General features: G+C 68.8%; 16 protein-coding genes and 1 tRNA gene. 6 read left to right on the top strand and 11 right to left on the bottom strand.

Translation table 11 applies throughout. The features are described 5' to 3' along the window. Window positions 1-19 precede the first annotated feature (19 nt). Window positions 20-1,012, bottom strand: coding sequence for a beta-propeller fold lactonase family protein (locus tag WT16_RS11140; protein ID WP_006025919.1), 993 nt, complete (start codon window positions 1,010-1,012; stop codon window positions 20-22). Between the two features lie 102 nt (window positions 1,013-1,114). After that, entirely contained in the window at window positions 1,115-5,248 is a 4,134-nt protein-coding gene (gene hrpA / locus WT16_RS11145; RefSeq protein WP_063533346.1) for an ATP-dependent RNA helicase HrpA, read from the bottom strand. Between the two features lie 23 nt (window positions 5,249-5,271). On the opposite strand from hrpA, the gene argA reads away from it, so the two are divergent. After that, window positions 5,272-6,648: an amino-acid N-acetyltransferase gene (gene argA / locus WT16_RS11150; RefSeq protein WP_015602335.1), complete on the top strand. Its 1,377-nt coding sequence runs from the start codon at window positions 5,272-5,274 to the stop codon at window positions 6,646-6,648. A 50-nt stretch (window positions 6,649-6,698) separates the two neighbouring features. Then, window positions 6,699-6,974, top strand: a complete 276-nt coding sequence (locus WT16_RS11155) for an oxidative damage protection protein (protein ID WP_009913003.1) — start codon at window positions 6,699-6,701, stop codon at window positions 6,972-6,974. A gap of 102 nt (window positions 6,975-7,076) precedes the next feature. Here WT16_RS11155 and WT16_RS11160 read toward each other — a convergent pair whose 3' ends face one another. The 3 genes from WT16_RS11160 to WT16_RS11170 form a co-directional block, all read right to left on the bottom strand. Further along, the gene (locus WT16_RS11160; RefSeq protein WP_015601454.1) at window positions 7,077-8,408 is read right to left on the bottom strand and encodes an MFS transporter; all 1,332 of its coding nucleotides are present in this window, start codon (window positions 8,406-8,408) and stop codon (window positions 7,077-7,079) included. 223 nt (window positions 8,409-8,631) lie between these two features. Beyond that, window positions 8,632-10,098 carry a CoA transferase gene (locus WT16_RS11165; RefSeq protein ID WP_063533347.1) on the bottom strand — a complete coding sequence of 489 codons (1,467 nt, stop codon included), beginning with the start codon at window positions 10,096-10,098 and terminating at the stop codon, window positions 8,632-8,634. Beyond that, window positions 10,095-11,882: an acyl-CoA dehydrogenase family protein gene (locus tag WT16_RS11170; RefSeq protein WP_082874783.1), complete on the bottom strand. Its 1,788-nt coding sequence runs from the start codon at window positions 11,880-11,882 to the stop codon at window positions 10,095-10,097. The genes WT16_RS11165 and WT16_RS11170 overlap by 4 nt, the downstream gene beginning before the upstream one ends. 109 nt (window positions 11,883-11,991) lie before the next feature. Between WT16_RS11170 and WT16_RS11175 the strand changes: the two genes are divergently transcribed. From WT16_RS11175 to WT16_RS11190, 4 genes are all read left to right on the top strand, one after another. Beyond that, window positions 11,992-12,894, top strand: a complete 903-nt coding sequence (locus WT16_RS11175) for a LysR family transcriptional regulator (protein WP_063533348.1) — start codon at window positions 11,992-11,994, stop codon at window positions 12,892-12,894. A 160-nt stretch (window positions 12,895-13,054) separates the two neighbouring features. Beyond that, window positions 13,055-13,129 (top strand) — tRNA-Val (locus tag WT16_RS11180). A 221-nt stretch (window positions 13,130-13,350) separates the two neighbouring features. Beyond that, on the top strand, window positions 13,351-13,827 hold the full coding sequence (locus WT16_RS11185) for a hypothetical protein (RefSeq protein WP_063533349.1): 477 nt from the start codon (window positions 13,351-13,353) through the stop codon (window positions 13,825-13,827). A 2-nt stretch (window positions 13,828-13,829) separates the two neighbouring features. Further along, window positions 13,830-14,030 carry a hypothetical protein gene (locus WT16_RS11190; RefSeq protein WP_223873582.1) on the top strand — a complete coding sequence of 67 codons (201 nt, stop codon included), beginning with the start codon at window positions 13,830-13,832 and terminating at the stop codon, window positions 14,028-14,030. Between the two features lie 117 nt (window positions 14,031-14,147). Here WT16_RS11190 and WT16_RS11195 read toward each other — a convergent pair whose 3' ends face one another. From WT16_RS11195 to WT16_RS11220, 6 genes are all read right to left on the bottom strand, one after another. After that, complete coding sequence (locus tag WT16_RS11195; RefSeq protein ID WP_063533350.1) at window positions 14,148-15,575, bottom strand: aspartate aminotransferase family protein; 1,428 nt, start codon at window positions 15,573-15,575, stop codon at window positions 14,148-14,150. A gap of 34 nt (window positions 15,576-15,609) precedes the next feature. After that, entirely contained in the window at window positions 15,610-16,944 is a 1,335-nt protein-coding gene (locus WT16_RS11200; protein ID WP_063533843.1) for a glutamine synthetase family protein, read from the bottom strand. Between the two features lie 32 nt (window positions 16,945-16,976). Further along, complete coding sequence (locus tag WT16_RS11205) at window positions 16,977-17,768, bottom strand: gamma-glutamyl-gamma-aminobutyrate hydrolase family protein (protein WP_015601557.1); 792 nt, start codon at window positions 17,766-17,768, stop codon at window positions 16,977-16,979. Window positions 17,769-17,903: 135 nt separating this feature from the next. Further along, the gene (locus WT16_RS11210; protein WP_041861616.1) at window positions 17,904-18,107 is read right to left on the bottom strand and encodes a hypothetical protein; all 204 of its coding nucleotides are present in this window, start codon (window positions 18,105-18,107) and stop codon (window positions 17,904-17,906) included. Between the two features lie 431 nt (window positions 18,108-18,538). Then, entirely contained in the window at window positions 18,539-19,345 is an 807-nt protein-coding gene (gene hutG, locus WT16_RS11215; protein WP_059933835.1) for an N-formylglutamate deformylase, read from the bottom strand. 173 nt (window positions 19,346-19,518) lie between these two features. Beyond that, window positions 19,519-20,901 carry a formimidoylglutamate deiminase gene (locus WT16_RS11220; RefSeq protein WP_063533351.1) on the bottom strand — a complete coding sequence of 461 codons (1,383 nt, stop codon included), beginning with the start codon at window positions 20,899-20,901 and terminating at the stop codon, window positions 19,519-19,521. Window positions 20,902-20,906: the final 5 nt, after the last annotated feature.

Consider the following 20,906-nt stretch of genomic DNA (forward strand, 5'->3'; position numbering starts at 1 on the left):
GAACCGCTCCCCCGCCGCGTCACGCGCCGTTCGGCGCCGTCCACGGCGCCCGGTCGTAGAAATAGATCCCGTGCGGCGAGCGGCCGACCGAAATCGTCTGGATCAGCTTGCGGCTCGGCAGATCGATCACGCCGACCTTCTTCGCGAAGCGGAACGTCACCCACAGCGTCTTCCGGTCGGCCGACAGCTCCATGTCGTCCGGGCCGGGCAACAGGCCCGTGATGTCGCCGACGTTCGTGAGCGCGTTCTCGTCGATGATGCTGATCGTGTTCGCCACCCGGTTCGTCACCGCGACGTGCGTGCCGTCCGCGAGCGAGCGGAAGTTGTGCGCGCCCTTGCCGGTCGGAATCGTTTTCACGACCTTCTGGTTGCGCCAGTCGACGACGGCGACGTAGTCGGCGCCCGTCATCCCGATCAGCACGTACTTGTCGCCGGGCGTGAGCCACAAGCCCGCCGGCACCGGCCCGACCTTCATCTTCCACTTGACCGTCTGCGTGGCCAGATCGATCGCCGCGAGCTCGCCCGACACCTGCAGCGACACGAGCACCGTCTTGCTGTCCTTCGTGAACGCGAGGTGGCTCGGCATCACCGCGAGCGGCACGCGCTTCGCGAGCTTCAGGTCACGGCCGTCGTAGCTGTAGATGTCGACGCGGTCGAGCCGCAGGCCCGCCGCGACGAACCACTTGCGGTCGGGCGAAAAACCGAGCTGGTAAGGATCGTCGATCCCTTCGAGCGTGCGCTGCGGCTTGCCCGTCTTCGGATCGAGGAACATCAGGCTGTTCGACACCGAATTCGCGACGATCAGCGACGAATTGTCGGGCGTCGCCATCAGGTGATGCGGCTCCTTGCCGGTCGGATACTGGCCGACGACCTGGCGGGATTGCTGATCGATGAGGGACAGCGTCGCTTCAGCCGAATTCAGCACGATCACGTTGTTCGCGAAGGCGGCGACAGGCGCCAGCACGGCGGCCGCAAGCGCGAGCGTGCGGCCGAGAGAGAGGAAATTGCGCATGAAGACTCACGTCGAGGGACTGGCGTGATTGATAAAACGCGCGAGAACGCCGCCGGTTGACGTCCCGCGCCCGAGTGTGAACCCGCATACTCCGAGCCGCGCTCAGCGCTGCATCGACTCCCACACTTTGTAGAGCCGCTTGACCGACACCGGCATCGGCGTGCGCAGTTCCTGCGCGAACAGCGAGATCCGCAGTTCCTCGAGCAGCCACCGGAACTCGGCGAGCCGCGCGTCCGCGACGCCGCCGCGCTGCGCGGCCGAGCGCTGGTAGTGCTGCGCGAGCGGCTGCAGCTCGGCCGCCTGCCGCGCGTCGCGGGCGGGATCGGCCTTCAGCTTGTCGATTCGCAGCGCGATCCCCTTCAGGTAGCGCGGGAAGTGCGCAAGCTGCGCGTAAGGCGTATCGACGACGAAGCGCTTGCCGACGAGCGCCGCGAGCTGGCCCTGCATGTCCGCGTGCGCGGCCGGGAACGGCTTCGCCTGCGCGAGCTTCTTCGCGAGCCCCGCGTACTCGGCGAGGATCTGCCCGACGAGCCGCGCGATCTCCTGCGCGAGCAGGTTCAGGCGGCTCCTGCCCTCGTCGCGGCGCGCGTGGAAGCTCGCGTCGTCGTCGGGCAGCGGGTCCTGCAGGCACGCGCGGTCGAGCGCGGTCGCGATCAACTGGTCGCGCAGCTCGTCCTGCGTGCCGAGCGACATGTACTGCATCGCCATCTCGCGCAGCCCCGGCAGGTTCTTCTCCAGATACTTGATCGGCTCCTTCAACTGCAGCGCGAACAGGCGCCGCAAGCCCGCGCGGTGGACCCGCGCGGCCTCGTCGGGCGAGTCGAACACCTCGACGTCGCAGTGCGTGCCGCGGTCGACGAGCGCCGGGTAGCCGACGAGCGTCTCGCCGCGCCGGCGGATCTCGAGCAATTCCGGCAGCGTGCCGAAGTTCCACGTCGTCAGGTTCTCGTAGAGCGCGGTCGCGCCGGCGGCCGCCGCGCCCGCTTGCGCCGCCGGCTGCGGCGCCCCGACGTGCCCGCGTCGCGGCCGCGCGCCGCCCGCGGGCGCCTCGGCGGCGGCCGCCGTCGCGCCCGAATGCTCGCCCGCCGGCGCGAGCGTCGCCGCGGCGGCGATCTTCTGGAAATGCTGCTGCGCCTGCGCGCCCAGCTCCGCGCGCAATTGCGCGAGATTGCGCCCCATCGCGAGCTGGCGGCCGTGCTCGTCGATCACCTTGAAGTTCATGAACAGGTGCGCGGGCAGCGTCTCGAGCTTGAAGTCGGACGTCTTCGTCGCGACTTGCGTCTGCTCCCGGACGTCGGCGATCAGCGCATCGACGAGGCCGCCCGCGCCTGCGCCGGCCGCGCCGAAGCGAGCGCGTCCGGCGCGCTCGACGAAGCCCGCCGCGTATTCGGGCAGCGGCACGCAATGGCGGCGCAGCTTCTGCGGCAGCGACTTCAGCAGCAGGTGCGCCTTCTCCTTCAGCATCCCGGGCACGAGCCACTCGGCGCGGCGCGCGTCGACCTGGTTCAGCGCGAAGAGCGGCACCGCGAGCGTCACGCCGTCGCGCGGCGAGCCGGGCTCGAAGTGGTACGCGAGCGCCATCTCGACGCCCGCCATCGTTGCGCGCTTCGGAAACAGGTCGGTCGTCACGCCCGCCGCCTCGTGGCGCATCAGGTCGTCGCGCGACAGATACAGCAGGCGCAGCCCGTCTTCCGGCTGCCCGCTCTTCTTCACCTCGTCGCGATACCAGCGCTCGAACGCGGCGCCCGTGTGGATGCCGGCCGGAATCGCCTGATCGTAGAACGCGTGAATCAGCTCGTCGTCGACGAGCACGTCCTGCCGGCGCGACTTGTGCTCGAGCTGCTCGATGTCGGCGAGCAGCTTGCGGTTGTGCGCGAAGAACGCGAGCTTCGTGTCGAATTCGCCGTCGACGAGCGCGCCGCGGATGAAGAGCTCCCGCGCGCGCGCCGGGTCCTGCCGGCCGAACGCGACGCGCCGCCGGTGATAGACGGTGAGCCCGTACAGCGTCGCGCGCTCGAACGCGGCGACCTGCGCGGGACGTTTCTCCCAGTGCGGCTCGGACAGCGATCTCTTCAGCAGATGCGCGCCGATCCGCTCGATCCATTCCGGCTCGATCTTCGCGATGCAGCGCGCATAGAGCCGGCTCGTCTCGACGAGCTCGGCCGCCATCACCCAGCGCCCCGCCTTCTTCACGAGCGCGGAGCCCGGCCACAGATGGAACTTGATCCCGCGCGCGCCGAGGTAGTGCGGCTCGTCCTCGGCCTTGAAGCCGATGTTGCCGAGCAGGCCCGTCAACAGCGACAGATGGATCTGCTCGAACGTCGCGTCGGCCTCGTTCAGGCGCCAGCCGTGCTCGCGCACGACGGTCAAGAGCTGCGAGTGGACGTCGCGCCATTCGCGCAGCCGCAGATGCGACAGGAAGTTCTGCCGGCACGCGTCGACGAGCTGCCGGTTCGACTTCTTGTGCGCGACCGCCTCCTCGAACCACGCCCAGATCTTCGGCCACTGGAGGAACTCGGAGCGCTCGTCGGCGAAGCGCCGATGCGCCTGGTCGGCCTGCTCCTGCGCGTCGGCCGGGCGATCGCGCGGGTCCTGCACGGACAGCGCGCTCGCGATCACGAGCACTTCGCGCAACGCCTGCTGGTCGCGCGCGGCGAGGATCATCCGGCCGACGCGCGGGTCGAGCGGCAGCCGCGCGAGCTCGCGGCCGAGCGGCGTGAGCGCGTTGTCGTCGTCGACCGCGCCGAGCTCGTTGAGCAACTGATAGCCGTCCGCGATCGCGCGGCCGGGCGGCGGCTCGATGAACGGAAACGATTCGATCTCCGACAGATGCAGCGACTTCATCCGCAGGATCACCGCCGCGAGCGACGAGCGCAGGATTTCCGGATCGGTGAAGCGCGCGCGGCCGGCGAAATCGCTTTCTTCGTAAAGGCGGATGCAGACGCCGTCGGCGACGCGGCCGCAGCGGCCCGCGCGCTGGTTCGCGGCCGCCTGCGAGATCGACTCGATCTGCAGTTGCTCGACCTTGTTCCGGTACGAATAGCGCTTCACGCGCGCGAGGCCCGTATCGACGACGTAACGGATGCCCGGCACCGTGAGCGACGTCTCGGCGACGTTCGTCGCGAGCACGATCCGGCGCGCGTTCGACGGCTTGAACACGCGCTCCTGCTCGGCGGCGGACAGCCGCGCGAAGAGCGGCAGGATCTCGGTGTGCGGCGGATGATGCTTGCGCAGCGACTCGGCCGCGTCGCGGATCTCGCGCTCGCCGGGCAGGAACACGAGCACGTCGCCCGGGCCTTCGCGGCACAGCTCGTCGACCGCGTCGACGATGCCGTCCATCAGGTCGCGCTCGGCCTCGCGCGCGCTCTTCGCGCGGTCGCGGCCGGACGCCGCGCCTTCCGCGTGCCGGACGGCGGCCGGCCGGTCATCGGCGATCGCCCGGTAGCGGACCTCGACCGGATACAGCCGCCCGCTCACCTCGATCACGGGCGCGGGCCGCTCGTCGCTGCCGAAATGGCGCGCGAAGCGCTCCGCGTCGATCGTCGCCGACGTGACGATCAGCTTCAGGTCCGGCCGCTGCGGCAGGATCTGCTTCAGGTAGCCGAGCAGGAAATCGATGTTCAGGCTGCGCTCGTGCGCCTCGTCGATGATAAGGGTGTCGTACGCCTTCAGGAGCGGATCGGTCTGCGTCTCGGCGAGCAGGATGCCGTCCGTCATCAGCTTGACCGAGGCGCCCGGCGCGAGGTTGTCGGTGAAGCGCACCTTGTAGCCGACCACTTCGCCGAACGGCGTGCCGAGCTCCTCGGCGATCCGGCGGCCTGTCGACGACGCCGCGAGCCGCCGCGGCTGCGTGTGGCCGATCAGGCCCGCGCCGCCCGCGCCGAGGCCGCGGCCGAGCGACAGGCAGATCTTCGGCAACTGGGTGGTCTTGCCCGAGCCCGTCTCGCCGCAGACGATCACCACCTGGTGATCGGCGATCGCGCGCGCGATCTCGTCGCGCCTGCCCGACACGGGCAGGCTTTCGGGAAACGTGATCGGCGCAACGGGATTCGGCGCGACGCGTGTCTGCGGGGCATGCGGTGCGCGCGGCGCGCGGGCGGCCTCGGGGCCGGCGTCGCGGCGCGCGGCGCGCGGCGCGCCCGGCTGCCCGGGCGACGCCTGCCGCGGGCGCGACGGCCGCGGCTCGCCCGGCGTGCCCGCACGTTTTTGCGCGGGACTTTTAGGTACATTCGACATGGGGGCGCATTATAATCCCGCCCATGAATTCCCAAACCGACCTCCCCGCCACCCATTCGGGCGCCGCGCCCCAGCCGTCCGTCGACGAAGCCGTCCATCACGCGCAGTTCGTCGACTGGATGCGTTCCGTCGCGCCCTATATCCACAAGTTCCGCAACAACACGTTCGTCGTCGGCTTCGGCGGCGAGGTCGTGCAGCGCGGACTGCTGAGCGCGCTCGTGTCCGACATCGCGCTGCTGCAGGCGATGGGCATCCAGATCGTGCTCGTGCACGGCTCGCGGCCGCAGGTCGAGGAGCAACTGAGCCTGCACGGCGTCGAATCCGCGTTCTCGCACGGCCTGCGGATCACCGACGCGCGCGCGCTCGAATCGGCGAAGGAAGCGGCGGGCGAAGTGCGGCTCGACATCGAGGCGGCGATCAGCCAGGGCCTGCCGAACACGCCGATGGCGCACGCGCACATCAGCGTCGTGTCCGGCAACTTCGTGACCGCGCGGCCGGTGGGGATTCTCGATGGCGTCGACTTCGCGCACACGGGCGTCGTGCGCAAGATCGACGCCGAGTCGATCCGCCATTCGCTCGCGAGCCGCAAGCTCGTGCTGCTGTCGCCGCTCGGCTTCTCGCCGACGGGCGAGGCGTTCAACCTGTCGATGGAGGACGTCGCGTCGGCGGCCGCGATCGCGCTGCGCGCGGACAAGATCATCTTCCTGACCGAGTCGCCCGGCATCGTCGACGAAGCGGGCGAGCTCGTGCGCGAGATGTCGCTCGACGCGGCGGCCGAGTTGCTCGACTCGGGCGATCTGCAGGGCGACGACGGGTTCTTCCTGAAGCACGCGATCCGCGCGTGCCGCGGCGGCGTCGCGCGCGCGCACCTGATTCCGCAGTCGCTCGACGGCAGCGTGCTGCTCGAATTGTTCCTGCATGACGGCGTGGGCACGATGATCTCGTACGAGAACCTCGAGAGCCTGCGCGAAGCGACGCCGGACGACGTCGGCGGCATCCTGACCCTCATCGAGCCGCTCGAGACGGACGGCACGCTCGTGCGGCGCGGCCGCCACCAGATCGAGCGGGACATCGATCACTTCTCGGTCATCGAGCACGACGGCGTGCTGTTCGGCTGCGCGGCGCTCTACCCGTACCCGACCGAGAAGATCGGCGAGATGGCGTGCCTCACGGTCGCGCCCGAGGCGCAAGGCTCGGGCGACGGCGCGCAGCTCCTGAAGCGGATCGAGCAGCGCGCCCGCGCGCGCGGCTTGACGCGGATCTTCGTGCTGACGACCCGCACCGAGCACTGGTTCCTGAAGCGCGGCTTCGTGAAGGCGACGGTCGACGACCTGCCCGAAGACCGCCGCAAGCTCTACAACTGGCAGCGCAAGTCGCTCGTGCTGATGAAGCAGCTCTGAGCGGCGCGGCGCGCCCTTCCCCCCGATTACGATTACAGGAGAGGTACACGATGGCCCGTATGATTCACTGCGCGAAGCTCGGCAAGGAAGCCGAGGGACTCGATTTCCCGCCGCTGCCGGGCGAGCTCGGCAAGCGCCTGTACGAGAGCGTGTCGAAGGAAGCGTGGCAAGGCTGGCTCAAGCAGCAGACGATGCTGATCAACGAGAACCGGCTGAACATGGCCGATCCGCGCGCGCGTCAGTACCTGATGAAGCAGACCGAGAAGTATTTCTTCGGCGACGGCGCGGACCAGGCGTCCGGCTACGTGCCGCCGACGCAGGGCTGAACCGCCGCGTTCCGCCGCCGCGTTCCGCATATCGGACGAAAGCCTCGGGCAGCGATTGCTGCCCGAGGCTTTTTTTGCGCGCGCGAGCGCGCGAGCGCGCCGTCAAGGCTTCGCGAGCACCCCGCCCCTCGCGCCGACGTCGACGCGCTTGCCGCGCTCGAGCGTCGCGATGCACACGAGCGACACCGCCGCGAGCGCGCTGTAAAACACGGCGAGCGGCCACCACTGGCCGGCGAAACGGTGCGCGAGCAGCGCGCCGGCGAGCGGCGTGAGCCCGCCCGCGAGCGCCGCGCAGAGCTGGTACGACAGCGAGATCGCCGAATAGCGGACGCGCACGTCGAACGCGGTCGACATGAAGCCCGCCATCACCGCGTACGAGCTCGACATGCACATCACCGCGATCGCGATGCCGGCGACGATCGCGACGGGGCGCCCCGTCGACACGAGCGCGAACATCGGATACGGCGACGCGATCGCGAGCGCGGCGGCCGTCATCAGGAAACGCCCGGTGCCGACGCGCTGCGCGAACCAGCCGGACGCGAGCTGCGTGCCGAGCTGGATGAACGCGACGACGAACAGGCAATCGAGGATCAGCGCGCGATCGAGCCCGAGCGTCTGCGTCGTGTAGTTCAGCATGAACGTGTTGACGAACCACGCGCCCGCGACGCCGATCACGTTCGCGCCGAGGCAGAGCAGCAGCGTGCGCCACGCGTCGCGCACCACGTCGGCCACGGGCCGCGCCGCCGTGCGCCGCTCGGCCTTCACGCGCGCGAACTCCGGCGATTCGTCGACGCCCGCGCGGATCGCGAGCCCGACGACAAGCAGCGCCGCGCTCGCGAGAAACGGCAGCCGCCAGCCCCACGCGAGGAACGCGCCGTGCTCCATGCCGGCGACGAGCCGAAACGCGAGCAGCGCGAGAATCAATCCGGCCGGGCTGCCGAGCTGCGCGAACGACGCGACGAACGTGCGCTTGTCCGCGCTCGCGTGCTCGCTCGCCATCAGCACCGCGCCGCCCCACTCGCCGCCGATCGCGATGCCTTGCGCGATGCGCAGCGCGACGAGCGCGACGGGCGCGGCGACGCCCGCCTGCGCGTAAGCGGGCAGCAGGCCGATGCCGACCGTGCCGGCCGCCATGATGACGAGCGTCGCGACGAGCGCCTTCTTGCGGCCGATCCGGTCGCCGAGATGGCCGAACACGAGGCCGCCGAACGGCCGCGCGAAAAAGCCGACCGCGAACGTGCCGAACGACGCGAGCGTGCTGAAGAACGGCTCGCCCGGCGGAAAGAACAGCTTGCCGAAGATGAGCGCGGACGCGGTCGCGTAAAGGTAGAAGTCGTACCACTCGATCGTCGTGCCGACGAACGCCGCGAGCGCGGCGCGCGCGGGCTGGCCGACCGGCGCGCGCTCGACGCGGCCATCGTGCTGGGATGTCATCGTTGTCTCCATGTCTCTTGCCGGCGGCGCGACTCGCGCGCGCCTTCACCGGTCGGGCCGGATCGCTCCGGATTCGGTCGCGCCGGGCGGGCCACGCGAACCGTTCGGCCGAAGACGGATCGATCGTCTCCGGACGTCCGGCCGCGCGCGCCCCCGACGGCGACCATCAAGCAGAAGCCGCCGCTTCGCGCCGGCGGCCGCATGCATTCGCTCACGTCGCCATTTATTTCGCCTCCTTCAGCACGCCCGCGTCGGCGAGCCGCGCCTGCGGCGCCGCGTCGATGCCGAGCGCGTCGAGCACCGCGCGCGTGTCGCGGCCGAGCGTCGGCGGCGCGCTGCGGTACGTCGCGGGCGTGCGCGACAGCCTGATCGGCGACGCGGCGCCGCGGTAGCGCCCCATCTCGACGACGAGCCCGCGATGCAGCGTGTGCGGATCGCGCACGACGGCATCGACCGTGCGCACCGGCCCGCACGGCACGCCCTCGGCCATCAGCTCGCGCGCGAGCGTTTCGCAGTCGCGATCGGCGAGCCGCGCTTCGAGGCTCGCCTTCAGCTCCGCGCGATGCGCGCAGCGGCTGCGGTTGTCGACGAAACGCGGATCGCTCGCGAGCGCGGGCACGCCGAGGTGCGCGCAGAGACGCGCGAATTGCCGGTCGTTGCCGACCGCGAGGAAGATCGGCGCGCTCGCGGTGCGGTAGCTGTCGTACGGCGCGATGTTCGGATGCGCGTTGCCGCTGCGCGCGGGCGTGCGCCCCGAGCCGAACCAGTTCGGCAGATGCGGATGCAGGAGCGACACGCCGCAGTCGTACAGCGCGATGTCGACCGACTGGCCGACGCCGCTCGTCTCGCGCTCGGCGAGCGCGAGCAGGATGCCGGCGAGCGCGTTCAGGCCCGTCACCATGTCGACGATCGGCAGGCCGATGCGGGTCGCGTCGCCGTCGGCGTCGCCGTTCACGCTCATGAGGCCCGCCATCGCCTGGATCACCGCGTCGTAACCGGGCAGCCCGCCGAGCGGGCCGTCGGCGCCGAAGCCCGTGATCGCGCAATGGACGAGGCGCGGAAAGCGCGGCCGCAAATCCCGCTCGTAGTCCATCCCCCAGCGCGCGAGCGTGCCGGGCTTGAAGTTCTCGACAAGCACGTCCGCGTCCTCGAGCAGCCGCCAGAGGATCGCGCGGCCTTCGTCGCGCGACAGGTCGAGCGCGATCCCGTCCTTGTTGCGGTTCACGCCGGTGAAGTACCACGCGTCGTCGTCGAAGAACGGCGGGCCCCAGCCGCGCGTTTCGTCGCCCGCGGGCGGCTCGATCTTGATCACGCGCGCGCCGTGGTCCGCGAGCGCCTGCGTGCAGTACGGGCCGCCGAGGACGCGGCTCAGGTCGATCACCTTGAGCCCCGCGAGCGCGCCATGACGGGCGGGCTCGGTCGTTGTCGCGTTGCCCGGGACGGCCGGGTTCGGGCGGCGCGCGGTGTTCGCGGTGCTTGCGGTGTGCGCAGCATCGGCGATTGTCGTCTCCGACGATTCGCGCCGCGCGGACGATGCACAAAGTGCGCTCGCCGGCTGCGACGAATCCGCGGCGCTCCCTGCCTCGCCGGCAACACCGGACGCGCATGCCGAATCGGGCGCACGCGCGGCGGCACACCCGATCTCCCATCCGCTTGAAGACGGAAATCGCTTCGAGACATCGCCGCTCATGCCGCCTCTCCTGACGGCTCGCCGAGCAGCCGCAGCGCATCGTCGAGCGCGACGGGCCGATCGCGCAGCAACGCCGCCAGCGCGCCGGCGTCCGCATCGGCATCGGCATCGGCACCCGGCAGCGCGAGCGGATCGACGGGCGACAGCTTGTGGCGCAGCACGAGATGCGCGAGCGCGAGCCGCCGATGGTCGGGCGCGAGGCGCATCCCTTCGCTCGCGAGCAGGATCGCGGTCGTCGCGTGATAGAGCGCGGACGCCGCCTGCCGCACGAACGCATCGTCGCCCGTCTGCGCGACGTGCGCGATCGCGTCGCTCGCGCGATCGAGCGCGCGGCGCAGACGCGCCGCGCTCGCGCCGGGCAGCCGCGCCGCGTCGAGCGTGTCGAGCAGGAACGCGCGCAGCGGCGAGAGCGCGCCTTCGCGCTTGACCGCCCGCGCGACGTCGAGCGCGACGATGTTGCTCGTGCCCTCCCAGATCGAGCCGAGATGCGCGTCGCGCAGCACGCGCGCGTCGCTCCATTCCTCGATGTAGCCGGTGCCGCCGCGCACCTCCATCGCGTCGCCGGCGACGCGGCGCGCGTCGCGGCACGCGCGGAACTTGATGAGCGGCGTCAGTATCCGCACGCAGCCGGCCGCCTGCGCGTCGCCCTCGTCGGCTTTCGCGAGCAGCAGCGCGATCTGCATGAAGAGCGAGCGTGCCTGCTCGGTCGGCACGAGCATCTTGACGAGTTGCCGCTGCATCAGCGGCATGTCGATCAGCTTGCGGCCGAACGCTTCGCGATGGCGCGCGACGTGCAGCGCCTCCGTCGTCGCGCGACGCATCAGCCCCGCCGCGCGCACGCCGTTCGACAGACGCGACATGTTGATCATGTCGGCCATCTGATGGAAGCCGCGGCCGATCTCGCCGATCAGATACGCCTGCGCCCCTTCGAGCGCGATCTCGCCGCTCGCCATCGAGCGGCTGCCGAGCTTGTCCTTCAGACGCACGATCCGATAGCGATTGCGCGAACCGTCGGCAAGCGTCTTCGGCAACAGGAACAACGCGAGCCCCTTGACGCCGTCAGGCGCGCCCTCGGGGCGCGCGAGCACCATCGCGAGATCGGCGTCCGCGTTCGAGCAGAACCATTTGTCGCCGAACAGACGCCAGATCGCCGAGCCGTCGGCGGACGTATCGCGCACCGCGCGCGTTGCGATCCGGCCGACGTCGGAACCCGCCGCCTGCTCGGTCATGAACATCGCGCCCTGGTACAGCACGTCGAAATCGCGCGACGCGAGCCGCGGCAGGAAACGCCCGACGAGCTCGCGCGAACCGAAGCGGCGCAGCGTGCGCGTCAGCGAGTCGGTCATGCTGACGGGACAGCAGAGGCCGAATTCGGCCTGCACGAACAGGAACGTCAACGCATACTTGACGAGCGGCGGCGGCGCATCGTCGCGATGGCTCATCGCGGCGAGCCCGAGCTCCGAATACGCGACGCGCTCGAGCGCGACATAGTCCGGATGCTTGTCGATCGTCTCGAGCGCCTCGCCGCGACGCGTGCGCGGCTGAAGCACGGGCGGATTCCGATCGGCGCGCGACGCGAGGCGATCGAGCTCGTCCGACGCGCGCAGCCCGAGCGTGCGCAGTTCCGGCTCGAGGTCGCGAAAGCGCGCTTCGCCGAGATGGAGCCGCAACAGCGCCGCGCAATCGGGGTCGTTCGTGAAGAAGTTGATGCCCCGCGAGTCGGGAATGTTCGCCGCGCCCGCCGCGGGCGCGTTCACTTCGACGATTTCTTTCATCATGTTCATCGCTTGTCTCCTGGTTCGACGAGCGTAGGACCGCGATCGATAATCGTCCAATACAGGATTTATCCAGTACGATAAGCAGCATTTATCGATCGCTTCGAACGGAAACGGGATGGACCTGAAGCAATTGCGCTACTTCGTCGCCGTCGCGGAGGAACTGCATTTCGGCCGCGCGGCGAAACGGCTGTTCATCTCGCAGCCGGCCCTGAGCTTCGACATCCGCAAGTTCGAGGACGAGCTCGGCGTGCAGTTGTTCGCGCGCACGAGCAAGTCGGTCACGCTGACGAATGCGGGCGAAGTGCTGCTCGGCGAGGCGCGCCGGCTGCTGCTGCAGGCGCAGGAGGCGCAACGTCTGACGATTCGGTCGGCGTCGGGGCTCGCGGGGAGACTCAAGATCGGCTTCGTCAATTCGATGCTGTATCGCGGGCTGCCGTCCGCGGTGCGGCGCTTCGAGGCGGACTATCCGAATGTCGAAGTCGTGCTGAAGGAGATGAACACGCACGAGCAGGTGCAGGCGATCCTGCGCGCGCAGATCGACGTCGGCTACGCGCACTGGGGCACGTTCCCGCCCGAGATCGCGGCCGACGCGATTTTCTCCGAGCCGTTCCTCTGCTGCCTGCCCGCCGCGCACCGGCTTGCGCGACGAAAGCGCGTCGATCTCGCGACGCTTGCGCACGAGCCGTTCATCCTGTTCCCGCGCGAGGCGGCGCCTCACTATCACGACCTCATCATCGCGCAGTGCGTGAGCGCGGGCTTCAGCCCGCAGATCCGGCACGAAGCGCGCCTGTGGCAGACGGTGCTGACGATGGTCGAGTTCGAGATGGGGGTGGCGCTCGTGCCGAGCGTGCTGCGCCAGGTGCGCAGCGAACGGCTGCGCTACCTGCCGCTCGCCGGCGATGCGCTCGAATCGCACACGTTGCGGCTGCGCCGGGCGAACGAGCGGGAGCCCGTTGCGGAGCGCTTCGGCGAATATCTGGACGACGAGATCCGGCGGCTTCGCGGCATGGCGAAGTGACGGCGCGCGGCGGCGCTGAAAAAGTTCTGGATAAAAGTGCGCGATTGCCGGTAGAATCACGGCCTTGGTCGCGCGATGCGCGACCGGCACCCGCCAGATGAGTTATGTCGAAAAAGTGCTTTACGAAGTGGAAAAGCTCTGACATAATTCAAGGCTCTTTGGGCGGTTAGCTCAGCGGTAGAGCACTGCCTTCACACGGCAGGGGTCACTGGTTCGATCCCAGTACCGCCCACCAAAGACACCAAGCGTAGCCGCTGGCAGCGTTTCAAAGACTGGTTCAGGCAGATCCTCAACGGACACCCCGAACCAGCATTCAGTTGATAAGCAAAAGAGCCCCACACTTGCGGGGCTTTTTTTTTCGCACCCAACGCCCCACCGACCCCACCAGTTGCCAGCCCATCGCGCGCTATGGCATCCTGCCCGGGCTTCCAAATACAAAAATCCGAGGGAAATCAAATGTCTGTAGCCTGCACGGGAACAGCGTTCTACCAAGCTTTCAAGCAAAACATGGAGGCGCTCGGCCTTGATGTGCCGTCGAGCTGGTACGGCACCCAAACCACCCTGCTTACACGCGTCGGCGCACTCGTCGCAGCAGTTGACCGGCTCGGCCGAAATGCAACGCTTGCGGAACTGATCGGCGCAACCACTTTGCCGGAGAAGCTGCTAGCGGCCGGCGGAATCTATGCATCGTGGTATGTCGGCGCGGCCGTCGGCAGCCTCATGGTCGCCACCGGCAAATATGCGCAATGCGGCAGCTCGACTGACATCTCGCGAGCCGTCCAACGATTCCAGTTCGAGGCGGCAATCCGCGTTCCGAGCACCCTGCTGTTTCACCTGCAGACTCACCCGGAAATCTTCGATGACAACGCGACGAACCGCCTTATGTATGCGCGCCGCGGCCTGTCGACCAAGCAACCCGAATTCGCGAAATGACCATGAAGACCCGTTCCCGTGAGTGGTGGATTGATCGCGCTGCGCTACTCGGCGTCGCAGTTCTATGCGCGGGCCTCGCATGGCTGTTTTCAATCGGCGCCGGCAAGTGGAGCACCCTTATCCTGGCGACCGTCGTTTTCGTCGCCCTGCTTTTGGACAATCACCGACTTCGAAAAGAGCTGAAACGGTATCGAGACAAGTAGCACCGACCAAGCCGCCTTACTCAACCGGCAAGAGCAGTTGTACCGCCGCGTGCCCCATATGCGTATCGCTCCGTCACCGTGATCGACGCGCGCACACCCGACGCCACCCACCCTGCATCACGCGAAGCCCAACTGCTTCGCCGTCGCGTCGATCGCGCGCTTCGCCTTCTCGACGATCTCGTCGATTTCGGGCTTCGAGACCACGAGCGGCGGCGACAGCAGCATCCGGTCGCCCGTCGCGCGCATGATCAGGTTGCCGTTGAAGCAGTAGTCGCGGCAGATCGTGCCGACTTCGCCGCCGTTCTCGAAGCGCTTGCGCGCGCCCGGCTCGCGCGCGAGCTGGATGCCCGCGACGAGCCCCGCGCCCGCGATCTCGCCGACGATCGGATGGTTCGCGAACGTCTCGCGCAGCAACTGCTGGAAGTAGGGGCCGGTATCGGTCTTCACGCGCTCGACGATCCGTTCGTCGCGCAGCACCTTCAGATTCGCAACGGCCACCGCCGCCGCGACCGGATGCCCCGAGTACGTCATCCCGTGGTTGAACTCGCCGTGCGCGATCAGCGCGTCGGCGATCCGGTCCGACAGCGCGACGGCCCCCATCGGCACGTAGCCGCTCGTCAGGCCCTTGGCGAGCGTCATCAGATCCGGCTCGAAGCCGAAGTGCCGATGCGCGAACCATTCGCCGGTGCGCCCGAAGCCGCCGATCACTTCGTCCGCGACGAGCAGCACGTCGTACTGGCGGCAGATCCGCTCGATCTCGGGCCAGTACGTCGACGGCGGGAAGATCACGCCGCCCGCGCCCTGGAACGGCTCGCCGATGAACGCCGCGACGTTCTCCGCGCCGAGTTCGAGGATCTTCGCTTCGAGCTGCCGCGCGCGTTCGAGCCCGAACGCCTCGGGCGTCTGTCCCTCGCCCGCTTCGCCGAAGTAATAAGGCTGATCGATGTGGACGATGTGCTCGACCTTCGACGGCATCTGCTCGTGCATGTAGCTCATGCCGCCGAGCGTCGCGCCCGCGATCGTCGAGCCGTGATAGCCGTTGCTGCGCGAGATCACGAACTTCTTCTGCGGGCGGTTCTGCGTGCGCCAGTACTGATGCGCGATGCGCAGCACCGTGTCGTTGCCCTCGGAGCCGCTGTTGCAATAGAAGAAGCGGTTGAACGCCGGCGGCGCGATTTCCGCGAGCAGCGCGGACAGCTCGATGACGGGCGGATGCGTGGTCTTGAAGAACGTGTTGTAGAACGGCAGCTCGCGCAACTGGCGGCTGCCGGCCTCGATCAGCTCGTCGCGGCCGTAGCCGACGTTCACGCACCAGAGGCCGGCCATGCCGTCGATGATCCTGTTGCCGTCGGAATCCCACAGATGGACGCCTTCGGCCCTCACGATCACGCGGCTGCCCGCGCGATTGAGCGAGCCCATGTCCGAGAACGGGTGAATGTGGTGCGCGGCGTCGAGCGCGCGGTATTCGGCGCTCGTGCGGCGCTGTCGCGACGCGCTCGCGTGCAGCGGTTCTACATAGGCGATGTCTTCGGTTCGATACGTCACTTTGATCTCCTTAATGCGGCGTGCTCACGCACGCTCAAACGTGCAGCAGCAGGTGCTTGCGCTCCCACGAGCTGATCACGCGGAAAAATGCTTCGTACTCCGTTTCCTTCAACGCGAGGTAGGCCATCACGAACTTCTCGCCTAGCATCTCGGCGAGCGGCGCGCACGCGCTCATCAGCGTGAGCCCCTCCTCGAGATTGCGCGGCAACTGATACGGCAGGCTGTAGCCGTCGCTCGCGATCGGCTCGGTCGGCTCGAGCGCCTGCGTGATACCGAGGTAGCCCGCCGCGAGCGTGCCCGCGATCGCGAGATACGGGTTGCAGTCGACGCCCGGAATCCGGTTCTCGATCCGCCGCGCGGCGGGCACCGAATGCGGAATCCGGAAGCCGACCGTGCGGTTGTCGTAGCCCCACTGCACGTTGATCGGCGCGGCCATGAAGCGCGAGAGCCGCCTATACGAGTTGATGTACGGCGCGAAGATCGGCATCAGCGCGGGCGTGTACTTCTGCAGGCCGGCAAGATAGCTGCGGAACATCGGCGTCGCATCGCCGCTCGCGCCGATGAAGAGATTGCGGCCCGTCTCAATGTCGACGACGCTCTGATGAATGTGCATCGCCGAGCCCGGCTCGTTTTCCATCGGCTTCGCCATGAACGTCGCGTACATGTTGTGGCGCAGCGCCGCTTCGCGCACCGTGCGCTTGAACAGGAACACCTGGTCGGCGAGCGACAGCGCGTCGCCGTGCAGGAAGTTGATCTCCATCTGCGCGGCGCCGACTTCGTGAATCAGCGTGTCGATGTCGAGGCCCTGCAGTTCGCAGTATTCGTAGATGTCCTCGAAGAGCGGATCGAACTCGTTGACGGCTTCGATCGAGTACGACTGCCGCCCCGTCTCCGCGCGCCCCGTGCGCCCGACGGGCGGCCGCAGCGGCAGGTCCGGGTCCTTGTTCATGTCGACGAGATAGAACTCGAGCTCCGGCGCGACGACGGGCTTCCATCCCTTTGCGCGATACAGGTCGAGCACGCGGCGCAGCACGTAGCGCGGCGAGATCTCGACGGGCGAGCCGTCGAAATGCACGCAATCGTGAATCACCTGCGCGGTCGGATCGACCGCCCACGGAATCAGGCAGATCGTCGACGCGTCGGCGACGCACACCATGTCGGGATCGGTCACGCCCGTGAGCGTGCCGTCCTCCGGGTAGTCGCCGGTGACGGTCTGCACCATCACCGCCTGCGGCAGGCGCATCGATTCGCCGGTTTCGAACTTGTTGCGCGGAATGATCTTGCCGCGCGCGATGCCCGCCATGTCGGGGATGATCGCTTCCACTTCGGTGATCCGGTGCTGCCTCAGAAAATCATCGATGTCTTGCATGTGAGCCTCTCTTCGATAAGCTTCGACGGCCGTCACGCGCGCAGCGCGCGTGCGGCCGTCCTGCGTCTTCGGGCGCGGCACGCCGCGCCGAACGCCGCAAAGATTTCTCGCGACAGCGGATTGCCGTCGAATCGCCATTCGGGATGCCATTGCACGCCGAGCGCGAACGCGCGCGCGTCGCGCACGCCGATCGCCTCGACGAGCCCGTCGGGCGCGCGCGCCTCGACGGTCAGCCCGTCGCCGAGCCGCTCGATGCCTTGTGCATGCAGCGAATTGACGTCGACGGTCCCGGCCCCCGCGAGCCGATGCAGCAGGCCGCCCGGCACGAGCCGGACCGGATGCGCGGGGCCGTACTGCGTGTCAACCGACGCCAGCAGGTCCTCGCGATGATCGGCGTGGCCGCCCGACGCGTGCACCGCCTGATGCAGCGTGCCGCCGTACGCGACGTTCAGCTCCTGCATCCCGCGGCAGATCGCGAGCACGGGCACGCCGGCGTCGATCGCGGCGCGCACGAGCGGCAGCGTCGTCGCGTCGCGCGCCGCGTCGTGCAGCGTGCCGGGCGCGCTCGCCGGGCCACCGTAGCGCGCGGGCTCCACGTTCGAATAGCTGCCCGTCAGCAGCAGGCCGTCGACGAGCGCAAGCAACTCGTCCGCGCGCTGCCGCTCGCCGAGCGCGGGCAGCACGATCGCGAGCGCATGTGCGCCGTCGACGACGGCATTCAGGTATTTCTCGCCCGCGACGTGCGCGACATGCAGGCCAATCGTCTTGCGATCCGCGCAGACGCCGACGACAGGCCGCTGCCCGGCGTCGAGGTGTTCATTCATCGCGATTCCTCCATTCGACACGCGCGACGAACGCATGCACGGCGCGCGACGAGGCGTCGGCGGGACTTCGCACCATGCAACGGCGCGCGGTAACGACGAACCAGCGGACGACCCGGCGAGCGACGAAAAGAGGCGCTAGGGCAACAGCGACGCGATGCCGTCGTCGTGCACCGCCATGTAGGCGCGCGCGGCGACCGCGTTGTGGCGGCGCACGGAGCGCCGGGACACGGAGGGGAAGATGGACAGGCTTCGGCTGGCGAGATGCTTGCCGCAGCCGTCGGCGGCGGCATCGACGGCGTGCGCAAGACTCGCGCGCCGACTTCGATCCCGTCCGACCAAGGGGCCTTGGACTCTCACGATCACACTCGACTGACTGTTTAAAGTATTGAACGCGGCAAGCGGCGATGCGACTTCGCATGCGCCGCCGCTCGGCCAGCCGGTCGATCGTCGCGAACGTCGCAGCAGCCCGTTCGCGAGTGGCGGCAACGTCGACGGACGCCGCCGCGATCGATGTGACGGCTAGCTGACAATCAGCTTATCGTAACTGGAAACGCCGTCAATTCGGTTTCAACATTACGAAGCCGGGGTTTTCCCTGATCTCTCGGCTCAAGCGTTGCTTAAAATATTCGACGATCGGTGCCGGCACATGCGCGTATTGCGCGGCATCGGCGCGAGGCTCGATCGGAATCCGAATAATGATCGGCTGATACGCTCGCTTCTCGCAACACACATGCGAATCGCGAACGAAACATGCGTCCGTTGCGCTCGTTTCAAATCGGTCGCGAAAGCGCGGTCCTCACGAGCGCCTCGAGCAGCGTCGCGATCCGTTGCGCCTTTGCTTCGTCATACGAATAAGGCCGCGCTTCGTCCATGTAGGTCGCCTGCACGAGTTCGAGCTGCACCGCCTGCACGCCCTGCTCCGGCGCGCCGTAGTGGCGCGTGATGTAGCCGCCCTTGAAGCGCCCGTTCGCGATCGACGTGTAGCCGCCGTGCCTGTCGACGAGCGCGGCCAGCTTGTCGGCGAGACCGGGCGCGGCGCTCGCGCCGTTCGACGTGCCGAAGTTGAAGTCCGGCAGCCGGCCGTCGAAAAAGCGCGGCACGTGCGAGCGGATCGAGTGCGCTTCCCACAGCAGCACGCGGCCGTGCGCGTCCTTCAGCCGCTGCAGCTCGCCCGCGAGCGCATCGTGATACGGCGCCCAGTAGCGCGCGCGGCGGCGCGCGATCTCGGTGACGGTCGGCTCGCTGCCGTGCGCGTACAGCGGCGTCTTGTCGAACGTATCGACAGGCACGAGGCCCGTCGTGTCCTGGCCCGGGTAGAGATTCGCATCATCGGGCGGACGGTTCAGGTCGACGACATAGCGCGCGTGCGACGGCACGAGCACCGACGCGCCGAGCCTCTTCGCGAAATCGTACAGACGCTCGAGATGCCAGTCGCAATCGTCGACGTGGCGCGCGACGGGCGTCATCGTCGCGGCGATGTCATCGGGAATGTGAGTGCCCGCGTGCGGTATCGACACGAGCAGCGGCAGCGTGCCGCGATGCAGCGTGAATACCGGCGGATGCGATGCGGTGTTCATGATCGTTCGACCTCGTTGATGATGCGGCGAGCCGCACGGCTCGCCGGCCATTCTTGCGGCGCACGCGGCGGCGGGCCGCCGCGCCGGATGCCGAACCTATCCTAACCGCGTTGCGAAGCGTCCGCGTTGCCACCCCTTCGTAGCGCCCTGCGTTCGCGCAACGCGGCCGCGCTTTAGCTCAATAGCTGCGCAAGCGCCGCGCGGTATCCGGCATACGCCGCCTCTTCGTCACGATGCCGGCGCGCGCTCACCACCTGCTCGCCGCCGACGTACACGTCGAGCACCGGCGTGTCGCCATGCTCGGCGAACACCGCGCCCGACAGCCACGTGTCGCTGCCGTGCTCGGCGATCGACGGATGCGCGGGATCGAGCACGATCCAGTCAGCGCGCCGGCCTGCCTCGAGCGCGCCGACGGGGCGCCCGGCCGCGCGCGCGCCGCCCGCGAGCGACGCGGCGAACAGGCGGTCCGCCACGCGCGGCTGCGCCGCATCGGCAAGCACGTTGCGCTCGCGCCGCGCGAGCCGCTGCCCGTATTCGAAGAGCCGCAGCTCGGCGCGCCAGTCGACGCTCGCGTGGCTGTCCGAGCCGATGCCGATCGCGCCGCCCGCCGCGAGATAGTCGACCGCCGGAAAAATGCCGTCGCCGAGGTTCGCCTCGGTCGTCGGACACAGGCCCGCGATCGCGCCGCTGCGCGCGAGCGCGTGCGTCTCGGCGGCGTCGAGATGCGTCGCATGGACGAGACACCAGCGCGCGTTCACGTCGAAGCGGTCGATGAGCCATTGCACCGGCCGCGCGCCGTACGCGCGCACGCAATCGTCGACTTCCGCGGTCTGCTCGGCGATGTGGATGTGGACCGGCGCGTCGGCCGGCAGCGCGCCGACCAGTTCGCGCAGCCCGCTCTCCGACACCGCGCGCAGCGAATGCGGCGCGATTCCGTAGCGCAGCCCGCCGTGCTCGGGCAGTTCGCCGCGCAGCGCGCCGAGAAGCGCGAGCAGCGCGTCCGGCGTGTTGATGAAGCGGCGCTGGTCGTCGCGCGGCGCGCGCTCGCCGAAGCCGCTGTACTGATACGCGACGGGCAGCATCGTGATGCCGATGCCCGCGTCGCGCGCCGCGCCGACGACGCGCGCCGCCAGTTCCGCGAGCCGCGGATAGCGCGTGCCGTCCGGCGCGTGATGCACGTAATGGAATTCGCACACCGACGTGTAGCCGCTTTTCAGCATCTCGACATAGAGCCAGCGCGCGACCGCGGCGAGCGCGTCGGGCGTGATCTTCAGCGCGAAGCGGTACATCAGGTCGCGCCAGCTCCAGAACGTGTCGGACGGATTCGCGCGATATTCGGTGAGCCCCGCCATCGCGCGCTGGAACGCGTGCGAATGCAGGTTCGGCATGCCGGGCAAGAGCGGCCCGCTCGCGCGCGCGACGCGCGTGGGCGCCGCCGCGTTCGCGCTCACGTCGACGAGCGCGCCCGTCGCATCCCAGCGCAGCAGCACGTCGCGCTGCCAGCCGCCGGGCAGATACGCATGCTCGGCAAACAACATCGATTCGATCATCGTCATGCTCG

The organism is Burkholderia sp. MSMB1589WGS, from assembly GCF_001636105.1.
GTDB lineage: Bacteria > Pseudomonadota > Gammaproteobacteria > Burkholderiales > Burkholderiaceae > Burkholderia > Burkholderia humptydooensis.

Coding starts and splice junctions, on each gene's coding strand:
- WT16_RS11140 (WP_006025919.1), bottom strand. CDS start 1,012: ATGCGCAATTTCCTCTCTCTCGGCCGCACGCTCGCGCTTGCGGCCGCC.
- hrpA (WP_063533346.1), bottom strand. CDS start 5,248: ATGTCGAATGTACCTAAAAGTCCCGCGCAAAAACGTGCGGGCACGCCG.
- argA (WP_015602335.1), top strand. CDS start 5,272: ATGAATTCCCAAACCGACCTCCCCGCCACCCATTCGGGCGCCGCGCCC.
- WT16_RS11155 (WP_009913003.1), top strand. CDS start 6,699: ATGGCCCGTATGATTCACTGCGCGAAGCTCGGCAAGGAAGCCGAGGGA.
- WT16_RS11160 (WP_015601454.1), bottom strand. CDS start 8,408: ATGACATCCCAGCACGATGGCCGCGTCGAGCGCGCGCCGGTCGGCCAG.
- WT16_RS11165 (WP_063533347.1), bottom strand. CDS start 10,098: ATGAGCGGCGATGTCTCGAAGCGATTTCCGTCTTCAAGCGGATGGGAG.
- WT16_RS11170 (WP_082874783.1), bottom strand. CDS start 11,882: ATGAACATGATGAAAGAAATCGTCGAAGTGAACGCGCCCGCGGCGGGC.
- WT16_RS11175 (WP_063533348.1), top strand. CDS start 11,992: ATGGACCTGAAGCAATTGCGCTACTTCGTCGCCGTCGCGGAGGAACTG.
- WT16_RS11185 (WP_063533349.1), top strand. CDS start 13,351: ATGTCTGTAGCCTGCACGGGAACAGCGTTCTACCAAGCTTTCAAGCAA.
- WT16_RS11190 (WP_223873582.1), top strand. CDS start 13,830: ATGAAGACCCGTTCCCGTGAGTGGTGGATTGATCGCGCTGCGCTACTC.
- WT16_RS11200 (WP_063533843.1), bottom strand. CDS start 16,944: ATGCAAGACATCGATGATTTTCTGAGGCAGCACCGGATCACCGAAGTG.
- WT16_RS11205 (WP_015601557.1), bottom strand. CDS start 17,768: ATGAATGAACACCTCGACGCCGGGCAGCGGCCTGTCGTCGGCGTCTGC.
- hutG (WP_059933835.1), bottom strand. CDS start 19,345: ATGAACACCGCATCGCATCCGCCGGTATTCACGCTGCATCGCGGCACG.
- WT16_RS11220 (WP_063533351.1), bottom strand. CDS start 20,901: ATGACGATGATCGAATCGATGTTGTTTGCCGAGCATGCGTATCTGCCC.